Origin of the sequence: Streptomyces lydicamycinicus (assembly GCF_000829715.2) — a bacterium.
In the GTDB taxonomy this organism is placed as follows: Bacteria; Actinomycetota; Actinomycetes; order Streptomycetales; family Streptomycetaceae; genus Streptomyces; species Streptomyces lydicamycinicus.
Genome location: NZ_BBNO01000003.1, coordinates 518,914 through 535,859, shown reverse-complemented (window position 1 = coordinate 535,859; position 16,946 = coordinate 518,914). Strand labels below are relative to the sequence as shown.

General features: G+C 72.4%; 13 protein-coding genes. 7 read left to right on the top strand and 6 right to left on the bottom strand.

Annotation, left to right across the window (positions count from 1 at the left end; translation table 11 throughout):
• The first annotated feature begins 129 nt into the window (after positions 1-129).
• A complete protein-coding gene (locus TU31_RS11250; RefSeq protein ID WP_042152893.1) occupies positions 130-900 on the top strand; it encodes a GNAT family N-acetyltransferase in 771 nt (256 codons plus the stop codon).
• A gap of 37 nt (positions 901-937) precedes the next feature.
• Here TU31_RS11250 and TU31_RS11245 read toward each other — a convergent pair whose 3' ends face one another.
• A complete protein-coding gene (locus TU31_RS11245) occupies positions 938-3,004 on the bottom strand; it encodes a SpoIIE family protein phosphatase (protein WP_042152890.1) in 2,067 nt (688 codons plus the stop codon).
• A gap of 292 nt (positions 3,005-3,296) precedes the next feature.
• On the opposite strand from TU31_RS11245, the gene TU31_RS11240 reads away from it, so the two are divergent.
• Positions 3,297-4,853 carry a GMC family oxidoreductase gene (locus TU31_RS11240; protein WP_042152888.1) on the top strand — a complete coding sequence of 519 codons (1,557 nt, stop codon included), beginning with the start codon at positions 3,297-3,299 and terminating at the stop codon, positions 4,851-4,853.
• A 94-nt stretch (positions 4,854-4,947) separates the two neighbouring features.
• Here TU31_RS11240 and TU31_RS35860 read toward each other — a convergent pair whose 3' ends face one another.
• The 3 genes from TU31_RS35860 to TU31_RS11225 form a co-directional block, all read right to left on the bottom strand.
• On the bottom strand, positions 4,948-6,846 hold the full coding sequence (locus tag TU31_RS35860; RefSeq protein WP_158894363.1) for a trypsin-like serine peptidase: 1,899 nt from the start codon (positions 6,844-6,846) through the stop codon (positions 4,948-4,950).
• Between the two features lie 536 nt (positions 6,847-7,382).
• On the bottom strand, positions 7,383-7,589 hold the full coding sequence (locus TU31_RS35855) for a hypothetical protein (RefSeq protein WP_052718887.1): 207 nt from the start codon (positions 7,587-7,589) through the stop codon (positions 7,383-7,385).
• A gap of 539 nt (positions 7,590-8,128) precedes the next feature.
• The gene (locus TU31_RS11225) at positions 8,129-8,923 is read right to left on the bottom strand and encodes a PhzF family phenazine biosynthesis protein (protein ID WP_042152885.1); all 795 of its coding nucleotides are present in this window, start codon (positions 8,921-8,923) and stop codon (positions 8,129-8,131) included.
• 370 nt (positions 8,924-9,293) lie between these two features.
• Between TU31_RS11225 and TU31_RS37945 the strand changes: the two genes are divergently transcribed.
• The 5 genes from TU31_RS37945 (at position 9,294) to TU31_RS11200 (ending at position 13,400) form a co-directional block, all read left to right on the top strand.
• Positions 9,294-10,046, top strand: coding sequence for a hypothetical protein (locus TU31_RS37945; protein ID WP_042152882.1), 753 nt, complete (start codon positions 9,294-9,296; stop codon positions 10,044-10,046).
• Positions 10,047-10,240: 194 nt separating this feature from the next.
• Entirely contained in the window at positions 10,241-10,888 is a 648-nt protein-coding gene (locus TU31_RS11215) for a sigma-70 family RNA polymerase sigma factor (protein ID WP_078885699.1), read from the top strand.
• A 273-nt stretch (positions 10,889-11,161) separates the two neighbouring features.
• Positions 11,162-11,776 carry an ABC transporter ATP-binding protein gene (locus TU31_RS11210; protein WP_042152879.1) on the top strand — a complete coding sequence of 205 codons (615 nt, stop codon included), beginning with the start codon at positions 11,162-11,164 and terminating at the stop codon, positions 11,774-11,776.
• Positions 11,773-12,636 (top strand): metal ABC transporter permease, encoded by an 864-nt coding sequence (locus tag TU31_RS11205; protein WP_042152878.1) that lies wholly within the window; start codon positions 11,773-11,775, stop codon positions 12,634-12,636. The genes TU31_RS11210 and TU31_RS11205 overlap by 4 nt, the downstream gene beginning before the upstream one ends.
• On the top strand, positions 12,594-13,400 hold the full coding sequence (locus tag TU31_RS11200) for a metal ABC transporter substrate-binding protein (RefSeq protein WP_042152876.1): 807 nt from the start codon (positions 12,594-12,596) through the stop codon (positions 13,398-13,400). Before TU31_RS11205 ends, TU31_RS11200 begins: the two co-directional genes overlap by 43 nt.
• Before the next feature lie 63 nt (positions 13,401-13,463).
• Here the strand turns inward: TU31_RS11200 and TU31_RS11195 are convergent, their stop codons facing one another.
• Both TU31_RS11195 and TU31_RS11190 read right to left on the bottom strand, forming a co-directional pair.
• Positions 13,464-15,119, bottom strand: a complete 1,656-nt coding sequence (locus TU31_RS11195) for a class I adenylate-forming enzyme family protein (protein WP_042152873.1) — start codon at positions 15,117-15,119, stop codon at positions 13,464-13,466.
• Positions 15,116-16,912, bottom strand: a complete 1,797-nt coding sequence (locus TU31_RS11190; RefSeq protein WP_042152870.1) for a CoA transferase — start codon at positions 16,910-16,912, stop codon at positions 15,116-15,118. Before TU31_RS11190 ends, TU31_RS11195 begins: the two co-directional genes overlap by 4 nt.
• Positions 16,913-16,946 lie beyond the last annotated feature (34 nt).

Below are 16,946 nucleotides of genomic sequence, written 5' to 3'. Positions count from 1 at the left end.
CCGGTCAGCCGGGCGCGCCGCCTGCGCAGCCCCTGCCGGGAATCCCCCACCCCCCAGACGGTCGGTTCCGGCTGCGCCCTGTGCGTGTCCGGGCCGTCGCCCTCCCGTTACGTCCTTCCCGAGAGAGCGATGCAGGCAACGACTCTTCCTCCCCGGACCGCAGACCTGTTCCAGCAGGGTCTGGAGCGCCAGGCCGGCGCCGCCCTGCTGCGTTTCGGCGCTGCCCGACGACGCCCGTCCGACCGGATCAGCTGGTCCGGCAACGGTGCCGCCGCCTGGCTCGACGACGCCCGCGGACATCTGTGGAGCGTCGGCGAAGCGGTTCCCGCCGCCGGGCTCGTACTCCGCGCTGCGCATGAACTCCCCGACGGCATACGGGAGTTCACCGGGCCCCGGGGCACCGATGCCCTGGTCGGCCGGCACCTGGCGGTGTCCGATGTCGTCGAGTGGGTCTTCCGGTGGACGCTGGAGGAACCGCCCCTCCACCGGGCCGAGGAGCGGGTGATCGAGCTTGACGAGACGCACCACGAGGAACTGCTCGCCTTCCTCAACGAGCACAGCCCCGCCCATTCGACCGGCCCCGGCTCCTCCGGCGTCAGCCTGTGGACCGGTATCCGCGACCCCGACGGACGGCTGGTGGCCTGCGGCGCCCTGAGCAGCCTGCGGGACAGCGGGGCCCCGCTGATGGCGTCGGTCGCGACGGACGCGCGGCTGCGCGGCCAGGGTCTCGGCGCGGCGCTGACCTCGTGGCTGACCCGGTACGCCGTACGCCGGCACGGGTTCTGCACACTGTGGCAGCTCGCCGACAACTCCCCCGCCGAACGGCTCTACACCCGCCTCGGGTACCGCAACGAGGACCCGTGCGTCTCCGCGCGCGTCGCCGCGCCGGGATGCCCCTGAGGGAAGCCGGCCCGTCGGTGCCGGCGAGGTCGCGTCCTCACAGCCGTACGCGGTGGACCCGGGCGAGCAGCAGGACGGTGTCATCGGCCGGGGAACTCGGTACGAGGCGGGCGAGGATGTGGTCCGCGGCGGCTTCCAATGAGTCGGGGAGCCGGTGCAGTTCGCTGCGCAGCGCCGTCAGCCCCTCGTCGATGTCGTGGTCCCGGGCCTCGATCAGACCGTCGGTGTAGAGGACGAGGGTGGTGTCGTCGGGCAGGTCGAGCTCCGTCGAGCCGAAGGGACAGCCGCCGACGCCAAGGGGCACCCCCAGCACCTCGTCGACGACCTCGGTCCGTCCGTCGGGGTAGCGGAGGAGCGGCGGGGGATGGCCCGCGCTGGCCATCCGGGTGCGTCCGGTGACGGGGTCGTAGCGGATGTAGAGGCAGGTGGCGAGTTCGATGCCCGCCTCCTGGGCGCACTGGTCGAGCTCGGTGAGCAGCTCCTCCGGTTCCTGGTCGTGGCGGGCCAGTGCCTTGGCGGTGATACGCAGCCTGCCCATCGCCGCGGCGGCCGAGACGCCGTGGCCCATGACATCGCCGACGACCAGGGCGACTCGCTGGTCGGGCAGGTCGACCACGTCGTACCAGTCGCCGCCGACCTCGGTGACGTGGCTGCCGGGCAGATAGCGGTGGGCGAGGTGCAGGGACGGGCAGGACCCCAGGGAGCTGGGCAGCAGCGCGCGTTGGAAGGTGAGCGCGATGTTCCGCTCGCGGCTGTACAGCCGGGCGTTGTCCAGGCAGAGCGCGGCCCGGGAGGCGAGCTCCGCGGCCAGGCTGAGGTCCTGCTCGGTGAAGGTCGCGCGGGCCGCCGACCGGCCGAAGATGGCGATGCCCTGCACCGTGCCCCGGGCGATGAGCGGGGCGAGGAGGAGACAGGTCAGACCGCTGTCGGCCAGCACCTGGGCGCGTGCTTCGTCGAGCATGGTCCGCAGCATGAACTCCCGGTTCACCGGCACCGCGATCGGACGGCCGGTGCGCAGCATCCGGTGGATGGCGGAGCCCGGCGGGTAGTGCACTCCCGCCACCCCGCTGACGAGTTCCGTCGCGGGAGGGGGCAGCACGGTGCCGTGCGCGAGACGGCGGGTGATCACCGGCAGCGCCGGGTCGAACGACTCGCGCTCGTCCAGCCCTTCCACGAGCTCCACGACGGCCGCGTCGGCGAAGACCGGAACCACGGCGTCGACCAGCTCCTGGGCGGTGACCTTCACGTCCAGGGTGGTGCCGATCCGGGTGGACGCCTGGTCCAGCAGCGCCAGCCGCTGACGGGTCGCGGTCGCCTCCACGATGGCCTGCTCCCGGTCGGTCACATCCACCAGCAGGCCGCCCACTCCCGGGCGGGTGCCCCCGGCCCGGGAAAGCGGGAAGAAGCTCACCGACAGCACCTTGTCCCGGTCCGGGTGGCCCCGGGTGCGCATCCCGACCCGCGCCCCCGCGATCGGCTTGCCCTCCTCGGCGACGCCGCGCAGCATCCGCTCGTACTCGCCGCCGTCCGCGGTGATCATGATCTCGGTGACGTACCGTCCCAGGTGGTCCTCGATGGGCAGCCCGTTGATGTCGGCCAGACCCTGGTTGAGGTGGGCGTAGCGCAGCTGCTCGTCGAGCATGACCAGGCCGATGGGGCAGGTCTCGAAGAGCGCGTCGAGGAAGGCGAGATTGGTCTTCACCCGGTCCAGTTCGTCGCCGCGGCTGGCCAGGGCCATGACCACCGAATGCCCGGCCTCCCCGGCCACCGGGAAGACCCGGAAGCCGCAGTCGAAGACCGAACCGTCCAGATGCACGGCGAGCAGCCGCCCACGCCAGTAGCCCTCGGTCCGGCCGCGCTCGGCCAGGCGGGCGCAGGCGTCGGGGCCCTCATCGGGTGCGGCGGGGAAGAGGAGGGCACCGGGCTTCGCCAGCGCCTCCGCGGCCCGGTAGCCGAAGAGCTGCTCGGCGCCGGGGCCCCAGTAGCAGATGTGGTTGGCGTCATCGATGCCGAATACGGCGACGGCGACATGCTCCAGCAGCGAACCGGGCTCGGACCAGAGTGGACCGCGAGCCTGCTGGTCGCTCGGCCGATCTGATGGCACCGGCTTGTCCTTCCACCCGCCGCGCGCGGTGGCCCGTCCGCCCTCCGGGCGCCAGAGCGGCTCTCTTCATTCTGCGCCCGTCCCTCAGGTGCGGACACTCGGCGTGGTACCGGGCCCGGGGCGAGCGGCATCGTGGCCGCCGGGCCGCCGCGGTTCCGGCGGTGAGCGCACCGCCCTGGAGCGCCGCGGCCCGCCCGCCGACCGCACACTTTGGCTGGTTTCCCGGTGTGAGCGGACCTGCCGGTGCGGCTTGGCTGGAGGGGTCCGCAACAGCGCTGCGTGAGGGGTACGGGTGTACGACTACATCATCGTGGGGGCCGGGTCGGCCGGATGTGTGCTGGCAGCCCGGCTCACCGAGGACGAGCACACCCGGGTGCTCCTCATCGAGGCCGGGCCGGCGGATGATGCGCAGGAAATCCATGTGCCGGCCGCCTTCAGCAAGCTGTTCCAGACGAAGTACGACTGGAGCTACCTCAGCGACTGCGAACCGGGCCTGGACGGCCGGCGCCGGTTCCTGCCCCGCGGGCGGATGCTCGGTGGGTCCTCGTCGATGAACGCGATGATCTACATTCGGGGCAACCGCCGGGACTACGACGCCTGGGCCGCCGCCGGCGCGGAGCAGTGGGGCTGGGACGACGTCTTCCCCTACTTCCTGCGCGCCGAGGACTTCCGCGGGGAATCCTCGCCGTGGCACGGCACCGGCGGACCGCTGACCGTCAGCGAAGGCCGCTCGCAGCATCCTCTGATGACTGCCTACGTGGCGGCCGCCCAGGAGGCCGGCCACCCGTACACGGATGATTTCAACGGTCCGGAACAGGACGGCGTGGGCCACTACCACCTGACACAGCGCGACGGTATGCGGTGCAGCACGGCCGTCGCCTATCTGCGGCCGGCCCTGGACCGGCCGAACCTCGAAGTGCTCACCGGCGCCCAGTGCACCCGGGTGCTGTTCGACGGGGACCGCGCGAGCGGGGTCGAGCTGGAACGGGGCGGTGAACTGCTCCAGCGGCACGCCGAGCGGGAGGTGGTGCTGGCGGCCGGGGCGTACAACTCCCCGCAGCTGCTGATGCTGTCGGGTATCGGTGTGGGCGATGAGCTGACGGCGCACGGCATCACACCCCGGGTGGAGCTCCCGGTGGGGGAAAACCTTCAGGACCACGCGCACATCGGCCTCTTGTACCTGACCGACACCGAATCCCTGCTGACCGCCCAGACACCGGACAATGTGCGGATGCTGGAGACCGAGGGCCGCGGCCCGCTGAGCTCCAACGTCGGTGAGGTCGGGGGGTTCCACCGCACCCGCGAGGGCCTGGACGCTCCCGATGTCCAGGTACACGCCACTCCGGTGATGTTCCATGAGGAGGGCATCAGCCCGGTCACCGACCATGCCTTCATGTTCGGCGCGGCCCTGCTCGCCCCCACCAGCCGCGGCAAGGTCTCGCTGCGGTCGGCGATCCCCAGCGCCAAACCGCACATCCTGCACAACTACCTGGCGACGGAGGAGGACCGGGCCACGGCGGTACGGGCGCTGCGGCTGCTGCTGGACATCGCCGAGCAGCCCAGCCTGCGCAAGCACCGGCGTGCCGACTTCCGCGTCCCCCGCTCCACGGACGACGCCGGGCTGCTGGAGTTCGCCCGGCGCGAGCTCCATACCCTGTACCACCCCGCGAGCACCTGCGCGATCGGCCCCGTGGTGGACTCCCGGCTCCAGGTGCACGGTGTCAGCGGCCTGCGCGTGGTGGACGCGTCGGTGATGCCGACGGTGGTGCGGGGCAATACCAACGCTCCCACGATCATGATCGCGGAGAAGGCGGCGGATCTGATCCGCGGCCTGCCGGCACCGGCCTGACCTGCGACGGGCGCCACGGGGACGTCAACGACAGGAAATGCCGTCCGGTTCCATGGCGGGACCGGACGGCATTCCTGGGGCGAGACGTACGGGTTCAGCTGATCCGTGCGGGAACGAGCAGGCGTTCGCCGCCCAGGGCCTTGGCCGTGGTGTCGCCGTACATGACGAGCTTGCCGCCGGGCCAGAGCGCGAGGAGGTCGTCCTGGCGGGTACCGCCGCCGAAGGCACCCGCGGTGACCAGGCTGCCGTAGCGCCATGCCGACTTCGCCGGGCGGAGCTGGTGTTCGCCCTTGAAGCCCTTGGCGCCGAGGTTCTCGTACACCGTCACCTCACCGTCGGACCAGCGGACGAACAGATCCTGGTCGCCGGCGGCCGCCGCGAAATTCCCGGCGACGCTGTCGCGGGCGTGGGACCAGGTCGTGTTCTTGCGCTTGGCGAGCTGTTTCTCGGCGTGCAGACCCCGGCCGTCCACATTGGTGTAGAGGGTCATCTCGGCGTCGGACCAGCGCACCACGAGGTCGTCGCGGCGCGTATTACCACCGCCGAACCGGCCGGCGGTGAGACCCACGGCATGCGTCCAGGTGCCGTTGGGGCCCTTGAGCTGGACCGGGTTGTTCAGCTTGTTGGTTTCGTTGACGTCCTTGTAGAGGGTCAGTTTGCCGTCGGCCCAGGTGACGAGGAGGTCGTCGGTGCTGTTGCCGGTGAATTCGCCCGCCGTGAGGGCCTTCGCCTGCTTCCATGCCGTGTCCTTGACGAGCCGGATGTCCTTGCCCAGGCCGTAGGCGCGGTTGCCGGGGTAGAGCGAGACTTCGCCGTCGGACCAGCGCACGATGAGGTCGCCGGTGCTGTTGCGCACCGAGTCGGAGTGGAACCGGCCGGTGAGGAAGCTGGTGGCGTGCTGCCAAGTAGTGGCGTCACCGAGGGGATTGACGGTGTCCGGCGCCGCGTCCGCGACCGCCTGGTTGTACAGACGGAGGACGTCGTTGTCGAACTGCGAGCTGTAGGAGATGTTGTCCTGGAGTCCGCCGGTCTTGTAGCCGCCGATGGCACCGACGAGGTTGCCACGGCTGCCGTCGAAGCCTTCCAGGAACGGACCACCGCTGACCCCCGTGCGGAAGCCGTCGCAGGCGATCTCCATGAACCGGCCCTGGAACGCCCGGGTCGCGTTCGTGCATTGGAGCGGGGTCTTCTGGCCGCCGGGGTAGCCGGTGAGCGTCACCTCACGGCGGGCCAGCTGGGCGGCAGGGACCGTCGTGAGGGTGTTGCCGCGGCCGATGGCGTCTTCCAGGAGCTGCCCTTGGGAGTTCGGTCCGACGCGCAGGACGGCGAAGTCCACATCGTCGCTGGGTGACGAGGACAGATACCGCTCGTCGATCCACACCTTGCCCAGCTCCATCGGGAAGAGGCCATAGGGCCGCTCCCCGGGCTCCCCGGCCTGCGAGGCCCCGCCGCGGTAGCCGGGCACGAAGGCGACGTTGCGGTACGGCTTGCCGCCCTTCAGGCAGTGGGCCGCGGTGAGCACCAGACTCTTGGTCGGCGAGGTGACGGCCCCGGCGCTGCAGAACTGGTTGGGCGTCGCCGAGCCGTCCTCGCTGCGGATCAGGAACACACCGACCGTGGGGACCCCCGAGGCGACCTGATGGCTCGGCGCGAACAGCGCACTCCGGCCCGCCGCGTGCGGAGCACGCAGCGGGGCCTGCGCCGTCCCCCCGGCCCGCACCGCGTCCACCGGGACGGCGCTCCGGATGCGCTCCGGCGTCCAGTAACGCTCCAGCTCCTGCGCCTTGCGGATGTCTTCCCGCGTCACGCCCTCGGAACGCTTCACCGGGCCGGGGGAAGGTGTCGCCGGGCCGGCCGTCGCCGGAGTCGTCGTGGCGGCGGGGACGTTCGGGGCGTCCGACGTCGCTTGGTGCGCGGCGACGGCCGGTACGGCGAGCGCGATCGAGGCGCAGGCACCGACGGCAGCGGCGCGCACCCAAGGTATTCGTTTCATGAGCCTGTCCGTTGAAGGGTCGAAGCGACCGGGTTCAGCTGAAGGAGCCGGGCCGCGAAAGCGCGTTCCCGGACCGGGAATTCATTGGTTCTCGCGCGATTTCCGGCGAATCTCTGCCGGATCCGGCGGGGCGATCCTTGTTCGCCGCTCACGGCGCCCAATTCACCAGGCACGCTGCCCTGAAGAAAAGGCCGGATCGCGATAGTTTCGCGGGCGCTTTTCGCCCTGCGACGAGCCGCCTTTCGGCGTACCCCTCGTCCACATCGACAATGCCCCGCCCCTCGGCGAGACCTCATGCCCCTGCGGAACCTCGCGATGAGGAGGGTCGGTCAGACGTCGACCGGTGATCCTTCCGGGATGAGTGACAACACATCCGCGGCCCCCCATGGATGTAATGACAGAATAAGAAGCGGGAGGAAGGTATCACGAAAGCACAGGCCAAAATTGGACAGTGCGGCACTTTGTCGAATATCAGAGCCTTGTGATGTCAGTCACTTGACGTCCCATCAAGTGCCTTTTACACGGGGGGCGGGGGCCTATCGGCGGCGGGCGATCGTGATGATCTCCCGGCTCGTACCGGTGACCGGCCCGCCGCCCCAGTCCCCGTACCGGGCCTCGATGAGGAAGCCCGCGTCGGCGAGGAACGCGTCAAGCACCGCCTCGTCGAGAAAGCGCAGGCGCATCCGGTCGACGCGGAGCACGGTGCCGTCGGCCGTGGCCGTCGTCCCGGTGAAGGTGACCACGTCACCGATGACGGACTCGGTCTCGTGCCAGAGGCGCAGGGCCCGCCCGGCCGGGTCGACGAGGTCGGAGGCCGCCGACGGATTCCAGCCCTCCCAGGCACGCGCCTGCGGGTGCCGCGTCTCGAACGCGAAGCGGCCGCCGCGGTGCAGCGCCCGGTGGACCAGCCCGCGGCCCTCACCAGCTCGTCATAGAAGCCGTCGCCGGGCCACTGTTCGGGGTCCCAGGGATTCACCAGGTCATACAGCGCGGCAGCGTCGGCGTCCGAGAACACCACGGCGTCGTCCCCCACGTGTCTCCCCTACCCGGTCCGTCGGTTCAGCGCCCCGGGGCTGGCGCTTCCTCGGGGTGCCGGCAGTCCCTTCAGTGACCGCCAGGCCGCCGGTTCCCTGGGGTTCTCGATCCAGCCGGCCAGCTCCCACGCCACGGAGGAGAACGCCCTTCCCAGCTCCGTTCCTCCGTAGAGGGAAGTCAACTCCGCGAGGTACACGGGCGACGTGCAGGGGGCCGGGCAGGTGCCACCCACGCCACTGCGCCGGCTTCAAGGTGTGAGTTCGCCGGTGAAGACGGTTACCGCGTGGCCGAGCAGGGTGACTCGGTCGTCGCGTAGGTCGACGCCCACCCGGCCGCCGCGTGGGGAGAGTTGCCTGCCGTTCAGTGCGGTGCGGCCGAGGCGTTCGGCCCAGTGGGGTGCGAGGACGCAGTGGGCGGCGCCGGTGACGGGGTCCTCGGGGATGCCGGCGGCGGGGGCGAAGACACGGGAGACGAAGTCGTGGTCGGTGTCGTTCGGGGCGCTCGCGGTCACGATGACGGCTCGGCCGCTGAAGTCGGCCAGCGCGGCGATGTCCGGGGTCAGGTCGCGCACCGTCGCCGCATCCGGCAGTTCCACGAGCAGATCGTTCCTGGCCCGGCCGGTCCACTGCGGCTCGGCACCCAGAGCCTCGGCGAGGAGCGGCGGTACGGGGGTTGCGGTCGGCGCATCCGCGGGGAAGTCCAGGGATATCGCGCCCCGACGGTGCTGACGGGCGGTCAGTACCCCGCTGAGGGTGGTGAAGTGCAGCGGCGCGTCAGGAGTGGCGGACCGGGTCGTGTGGAGCACATGGGCGGTGGCCAGCGTGGCGTGGCCGCACAGATCGACCTCCACGGTCGGTGTGAACCACCGCAGTCCGTAGGTGTTTTCCGCGGTCCGGTGCACAAAGGCGGTTTCGGAGAGGTTGAATTCGGCGGCCACCCGCTGCATCCAGGCGGCGTCGGCCGGCTGGTCCAGCAGACACACCCCGGCGGGATTCCCGGCGAAGGGCCGGTCGGTGAACGCATCGACGATGAAGGCACGCATGCGCCCGACGCTACTGGTTGTGGTGGGGGTGGTGGGGGTGGTGGGGGTTCGTCCCGGGCGCGTCCGCGGGGTCCCCGGGCGGCCGAAGGGCCGTTGTCGCAGGGCTGTTGCCGCAGGGCCGTTGTCCAAAGGGCATTGTCGAAGGGCCGGAAAGGGGCGGTGATCGGGATCGATATCGCCGTACCGTCGGATGTGCCACGGATTCGGCTCTTGCTCGGTGGCGGGTGTCCCGTACGTCTTTGGGCGGCTCGTCCGGCCCTCGATGTGCCGTAGTCCGCCATCCGTTCCGGCAGTCATTTTCGCTCCGGAAGTGAGCATCTTTAGGTCTCTTCTGTCTGACGGAGCACGGGAGGGGCAAGCTGTTCTCGCCATGGAAGCCGGAAACGTACTCAGGGGATTGCGGGCCATCGCGTTCGCGGTGGTCTGTGTGCTGCTCACGGCTGTCGGGCATGTGCTGACGTCCGGGGCGGTGCTGCCGTGGCGGGTGCTGCTCACGGCCGCGGTAGGGGCCGCGGGCGGCGCGTGGTGCTTCGCCGGACGGGAACGCGGTCCGTTGACGGTGGCGGCCCTGACGGTGGGTACCCAAGCGACGCTGCACTCCGCCTTCGCCCTCGGGCAGGCGCTGGACCACGCCGGGCACAGCAAACTCTCCTGGGCCAGGCTGTGGTGGGAATCGCTGCGGTGCGGTGGCGGGGTGCCGTTTCATCCGCTGCGGGTGCCAAGTGGTGTGCGTGCGGCCCTGGTCGACGGTTCGCCGGTGCAGGAGATGGCGCATGGCGGGCACTTCGGCGGTCTGTCGATGTCCGGCCAGATGGCCGTCATGGGGCACACCCCGCATCCGGGGGCGCCGGGGGGCGCCGGCGTGATGCTCGCGGCGCATCTGCTGATCGCGACGCTGAGCGTGTGGTGGATGTGGGGCGGCGAACGCGCGGTCTTCCGGCTGGTACGGGCGGTGTCCCTCGCCCTCGTGCCACGCCTCCGCCTCGTACGGCACACCGTGCTGCCGACCCTCCCCCCGGAGCCCCGGGAACCGGAGCGGACACCGCATCGCGCCTTGCGGGGCCGGCTCCTGGTCCATGTCGTCTCGCGTCGGGGACCACCGCGAGCGCCGGCTGTCCACTGACAGCACAGCGCCCTCCGGGCAGCGGACGGAGGCGCGGGTATGCCGCGCCGGCCGCGCCCGCCCCGACTTCTCCGGTCCCCGCGCCGTTCGCCGGGCCGGATCCAGCGAAGGACTATCGATGATGACGCCTGCCCAGATGCCGGTATCGCACCTACCCGTGCCCATGGAACTGCGTGAGGGAGAGGAGGCATCGCATGCGTGCGGCTGAGGACGCGCAGGTGACCCAGTGGGCGCTGGAGGGCCGCAGCGGTGACGAGGCCGCCGTCGAGCGGTTCGTACGGGCCACCCGGCGCGATGTGCTGCGCTATGTCACGCATTTGAGCGGTGACTTCCAGGCGGCGGACGACTTGGTGCAGGACACCTATCTGCGGGCCCTCCGGGGCCTCCCCTCCTTCGAGGGCCGGTCCTCGGCCCGTACCTGGCTGCTGACGATCGCACGGCGCACGGTCGCCGACCGGATCCGCGCCAACCGGGCCCGGCCCCGTATCGCCGCGCTCGACGACTGGCAGACCATGGCCGAACAGGCGCAGCCGGAGATCCTGCCGGGATTCGACGAGGGCATCGTGCTGGCCGATCTGCTCTGTGCTCTCGCGCCCGCGCGGCGGGAGGCGTTCGTGCTCACGCAATTGCTCGGGCTGCCCTATGCGCAGGCCGCCTCGGTGGCGAGGTGTCCGGTGGGCACCGTCCGGTCCCGGGTGGCACGGGCCCGGGAGACGCTGATCGCGCTGGTGAACTCGGCGGAAGGCAGCACCGTGCGGCGGCCGGACGGCGCGGCGCGGGAAGCGGCGCCGGCCGGCTTCGGCGCGGCGTGGCGGGTGTCCGCTTCGACGGCCTCGGCGTGATGCGGTAGCCGCGGCGGACGGGGGTCCGGGAGCGGCGGCCGGATGCGGCGGCCGAGGGGAAAGGCCGGGGCGCGCGGACATGTGGAGCAGCGGCCGCGCGCCCCGGCCGCGTCCTACGGGCCAGGGGCCCGCGCACCCCCGCACAGAGAATCCCGCCCGGCCGGGAACTCGACGCCCGGCCGGGCCGACTAGTGGGCTGTGGAGCGCAGCAATGAGCAGCCGGAGCCCCCAGCGGCACGGCAGGAGATCAGGGCGTCCGGTCTCGGCGTACGGATGCACGGCGTGGTGTGCCGGCATGGCCGCCTGGAGGCCGTGAGCGGTGTCGATCTGGACGTGGCAGCCGGCGAACGGATCGCGCTGACCGGTACGAACGGTTCGGGCAAGACCACGCTGCTGCGGGCGGTGCTGGGCCTGCACCGGCAGGTCGACGGGCAGATCCTCGTCGGGCGGCGGGGCTGTCGCAGCGCGGCGGAGTGGGCCTGGCGCAGACGGGCCTGCGCGTGGATACCGCAGCGCCCGGCGGCCGGGCGCTTCCCGCTGTTGGCGAAGGAGTTGCTGGCGAGCAGCGGCGCCCCGGACGAGGCGGCGAGCGCCGCCGTGCGTCTCGGGGTGGGTGCGCTCGGGGACCGTCCGCTGAGCAGTCTGTCCGGTGGGCAGTTGCAGCGGATGCATCTGGCGCGGGCGGTGGGGTGTGTGGCCGCGGGCGCCGGCGTGCTGCTTGCCGACGAGCCGACGGCGGCGCTGGACTTCGCCGGGCAGGAGGAGGCCGCGGAGGTGCTCACCACGCTGCCGGTGACGGTGCTCGTGGTCACCCATGACCGGGCGATGGCCGCGCGCTGCGACCGGACGCTGGAGATGGCCGCCGGGCGTCTGCGGGAGGTCCGGTGAGCGCGCTCGGACAGGTCGGTGACCTGCTCCAGCTGGTACCGGTGCAGCGTGCCGGGGCCGGTCTGCTGCTGTCCGCTCTGGGGCTGCCGATAGTGGGCGTGGTGATCGTCGGGCTGGACATCATGCCGGTGCGCTTCGCGATGATGCATGTGGCGCTGCTGGGGATCGCGGCGGGGCAACTGCTGGGCCTCGACCCGGTGTTGTGTGCGCTCGTCGCGTGTGCGCTGGCCGGTGCCGGGGTGGCGCCGCTGGCGCGTACGGCGGACGGGCTGTCGGGGGCGATGGGGCTGCTGATGAGCCTGGCCATCGCCGCCGCGCTGTTGATGCTGGCGCTGTCCGGGGTGAACGCGAACGGGGCCTTCGCGCTGCTGTGGGGGTCGATCCTGGCGGTGCGGCCCGCCGATCTCGCGGTGCTGGGCGCGCTGGCGGTGGCCCTTCCCGCGCTGTTCGTCTGGCGGCGCCGGGAGCTGTCTTTGCTGCTGCACGACCGGGAGCTGGCGCTGTGTTCCGGGGTGGCGGTGCAGCGGCTGACCGTGCTGCTCCTGGTCCTGGTGGCGGTCGCGGTGGCCGGTGCCATCCGGCTGACCGGGGCCCTGCTGGTGGACGCGCTCACCCTGCTGCCGGCCCTCGCCGCCCGACGGCTCGGCCGCTCGCTGGTCTCGATCACGTTGTGGGCGATCGGCATCGGGCTGGTGGTGAACGTCGTCGGATTTCTTGCCTCGTTGGCCTGGGACCTGCCGCCCGGGCCGGTCCTCGTCCTCGCTGCGGGTGCGGTCGCCCTCGCAGCTCATCTCATCCCTGAACGGAGAACTCCCTCATGGCGCGAACCCGCGGCCTCGTCCGTCCCCTCGTCGCACTGAGCGCGGGCCTGCTGCTGATCTCCGGCTGCGGCTCCGGCGCAACCTCGGAGAAGACCGCGGCCACCTCGGACAAGGCTTCCTCGGGACCCGTGGTGGTCGCCACCACGGTCTGGGAGGCGGCGCTGGCGAAGGCCGCCGGGGCGAAGCAGGTGACCTCCATCGTCCCCGCCTCGATCCGGCATGCGCCCGATTACGACGTCAAGCCGTCCGATCTGGCCAAGGTGGCGCAAGCCGACTACGTCCTCTACTCCTCCTTCGAGCCCTTCGCCGGCCGGATCAAGGAGGCGGCGGGCTCCCGGGCCAAGATGATCGAACTGAACCTGGACAACACCCCGTCGAAGACGACGGCCAATGTGACCCGTCTGGGCAAGGCGTTCGGTACGCAGAAGGCGGCCGCGCGGTGGAACACCACGTTCGGCAAGGAGTGGGAGTCGCTGAACAAGAAGGTGCGGGGCGCCTGGCCCGGCGGCAAGGCCCCGGCGGTGACTGCCCAGATGTTCACCAGCTGGGCGGCCAAACTCGCCGGAGCGCAGCTGGTGGGCACCTACGGACCCGAGGCGGTGACTCCGGCTCAGCTGTCCAAACTGTCCGCGAAGAAGCCGAAGTTCGTGCTCGACAACGAGAACATGTCGACCGGAACGGTGCTGCCCGGCTCGGGCGCCAAGCAGCTGAACATCGCCAACTACCCGGGGCAGGACCTCGATCTGCTGGCGGTGTACCGCAAGGCCGCGCAGCAGATGGAGAAGGCGTTCGCCGCGTCCTGACCACTCGGTGAATCAGCGGGCGGTGGTGGGCCGTTGGCGCCTGCGCCCACCACCGCCGGCCGGTCACCCCGTCCGTGCGGGCTCGGCCGGGAGCCCGGCGGCGATCCGGTTCCGCAGGGCGGTGCGGTCGGGCTTGCCCGCGGGGGTGAGCGGCAGCGCGCCGGTCACCCGCAACAGGTGCTCGGGGTGTTTGCGGCGCTCCACACCCCGTGTATCGAGGTGGGCGCACAGGCTCTGGAGGGTGATCTCCCGGCCGGCTCTCGGCACCACACAGGCCGCGAGCCGCTCCCCCATCAGCGGGTCGGGCACGCCCACGCAGATCACGTCCCGTACGTCCGGGTGGGAGGAGAGCTCGCCCTCGACCTCCGCGGGGCTGATGTTCGCGCCACCGCGGATCACGATGTCCTTGAGGCGGCCGACGACCCGCAGGGTGCCGTCGGTGGCGAGCGTCCCCAGGTCACCGGTGCGTACCCAGCCGTCCGCCGTGCGGTAGCGCATGTTCAGCTCGGGGGCGCCGACATAGCAGAGGGGGGTCATCGGGCCGCGCGCGAGGATCTCCCCGGTGCCGTCCGAGGCCGCGCCGGGCGGCGGCGCGATCCGGATCTCGCAGACGGCGGGGTCGGGGCGGCCCACCACGATCCCCGGGCCGTCGTCCGGGAGCGGGTGCCGCTGCGTCAGGCCGGTATGGCAGTTGACCCCGTCGGCCGATCCGTAGAGGTTGACCACCGGGCAGCCGAAGACCCTGGCCGCCTCGTCGTGGGTGGCCGCGTCGAGCGCGGAGCCGCCCAGGACCAGCGCCGTCGGCCCGTCCGCCGTACGGCCTTCCGTGGCGCAGTGTTCCACCATCATGCGCACCATCGTGGGCACGCCCAGCACATGGGTGGGCCGATGGGCGCGCAGCGCCGCCAGCGCGGACTCGGGCGTGAAGCGGTCGAGCAGTACCAGGGTGCCGCCGTGCCGGGCGAGGGTCACCGCGGTCCCGCTGCTGCCGAACGCCGAGGCGAGCGGGACGAGGAAGAGACACCGGGGCGGTGTGCCGTCCGTCAGCAGCGAGGCGAGGAAATTTCCCCGGCCGCCGGCCAGCGCATTGTGCGAATAGGCCACCATCTTCGGCTCCGCCTCGGATCCGGAGGAGACCAGGATGCGGGCCGCGGAGTCCGGGTCGGGCCGATCGGGGGTGAAGGCCCGCTCGTCGCCGGTCAGTTCGGCCGCCGACCGGCAGCCGGCGGGGACCGGGCCCGGGCCGGCGGCGATCACGGTGTGCAGGGCGGGCAAGGCGTCGGCCCGTTCCGCCAGTTCCCGGGCGTGCTCGCTCCCCCGGTAGGTGGTGGCCGCGATCACCGCGCGCGCCCCGGAGCGGCCGAGCAGCGAGACGGCTTCGCGGCCGCCGCGCCCGACGGGGAAGGGCAGGGCGATCGCCCCCATGGCGGCCAGCGCGAGGTCGGCGGCCACCGCCGCTCTGCTGTTGGGCAGTTGGACGCCCACCACATCGCCCGGACGGATACCGGCCTCGGCGAGGCCGGCGGCCAGACATCGGGCCTCGGTGTCCAGCTCGGCGTAGGTGGTCTCGCCCTGTGCGTCGATCACGGCGGTCCGGAGCGGGTGACGCATCCGGTGTGCCCGGAACAGCGCGTACAGGTCGAGATCGGGGCAGTGTCCCTCCGCCGCCCAGGCGCGGCGGAGCGGGCCGGGGACCAGGTCGGGTATCCGCGGGGTCATACGAATCTCCAGGGCGTGGGGACGACGAGGGAGCCATGGGGGTCACGGGTGAAGGCACCGCTCAGGCGCCGGTCCTGCGGGAGCGCACCGAGGTCGGTGGTCACGGCGGTCGCGGCCAGCCCGTCGGCCCGCAGCGCGGCCAGCGCCTGCTCGGAGGTCATCTCCGTCCACCGGGCCGCGCGGACCCCGGCGGCGGGAGCGGAGTCGTCGGCGGGGGCGATCCAGCCGTCGGCGGTCGGCAGCGGACGGCGGAAGCCCGCGGGACGGCGGAGCTCGCCGCCGGCCGCCGCCCGGTGCAGCGCCGGTGCGGTGAGCGCTTCCGCGGCGCCCAGCAGCGAGGACTCCACCCGTACGCCGCTGCCGCCGCGTTCGCGCAGCAGCAGCCCGGCGACCACGGCTTCCGCGCCGAGCAGTCCGCCGAGGACGTCGATGAGGGTCATCAGGGACGGCGCGGGCGGTTCGTCGGCGGGGCGGGCCACCGCGCCGATGCCCATACGCGCCTGGACCATGAAGTCGGTGCCCATCGGGGCCTCGGGCAGCCGCCCGGCCCAGCCGCTGGTGTAGGCGTACACCAGCCCCGGGTTGACGGCCGCCAGCCGGTCGGCGTCCAGGCCGAGCTGTTCGGCCTTGCCCGGCGCCCAGTTGTGCAGGAAGACATCGGCGCCGGAGGCCAGCTCCCGCAACTCGGCCTGCCCGACGGGGGACTTGATGTCGATCTGTACGGCGTTCTTGCCCCGGTTGAGGGCGAGCCAGCGGGCCGATACGTCCTCGCAGCAGGGCGGCATACCGCGCAGCGGGTCACCGCCGGGAGGCTCGATCCGCAGGACCTCCGCCCCGAGTTGACGGAGCAGATGGGCGGCGAGCGGGGCCTGGATGCGGCGGCCCGCTTCCAGGACCGTCAGCCCCGAGAGGGGAAGAGCGGCGTGCGAGGCGGTGCCGGTGGCCGGCCGGGGGTGGTCCGCGGTCCGGGGGGTCAGAGTCCAGGGCGCCGTGCCGGCCGTCGTTCCGGGCAGCGCGGCCGGGGCGTGCAGGGCACACACCTCTGCCCCCGCGGTGGCGGCCGCCTGTTGCACCCGCGCCCAGGGCACGGCACGGGCCGCCCGGTGCAGGGCCTCGGGTATCGGGGCGCAGGCGGTGGCGTACCGGAACTGGAAGGGCTGCCAGCCGGTGCGGATCGCCTCCTCGGGCGCGCCCAGCTCCCGCCAGAACCGGGCCCAGGGGGCGGGGTCCAGCGCCTCCAGCTCGAACCGGGTGCCGCATCGGGCGGTGAACGGCGGCCCACCTGGCGCCAGCGGTACGGCCTCGGCCTCCGGGGCGTTCGCCGCCGCGAGGTACTGGCCGAGGGTGAGCAGCGCGGCCCGGTCGGCGCCGGTGGTGACCTGCGCGGGATGCGCGCCGCCGCGCGCCCGGCCGAGCAGGGCGGCCAGCAGGCCCTGCACGGTGAGCACGGAGGCACAGGTGGCGGCGTAGTCGACGGCGAGACCACGCGGCCGGCCGTCGCGTCTGCCGTGCACCTGCATCATGCCGGTGGCCGCCTGGACGGTGGGCTCGTCGACGGCGTCCGCGGCCGGCAGGACATCGGCCCAGGAGGTGTGCGCGGTGGCCGCGCCCGGCGCGCCCGTGGCCTCGAACGTGGCGGGCCCGGTGTGCGCCCCGGGCGTCTGCGGTGTCAGGGTCGCGCCGAGCGCCCGCAGATGGCCGGCCGCCGGCGCGGTGAGCGCCGACGGGCCCGCGACCCGGACGGTCACCTCTTCCAGCGGTCGGGACGCGCGGATGACGGCAGGGTGTCCCACGGCACTCCTCTCCGGCGGCGGACCGCCGCCTGGT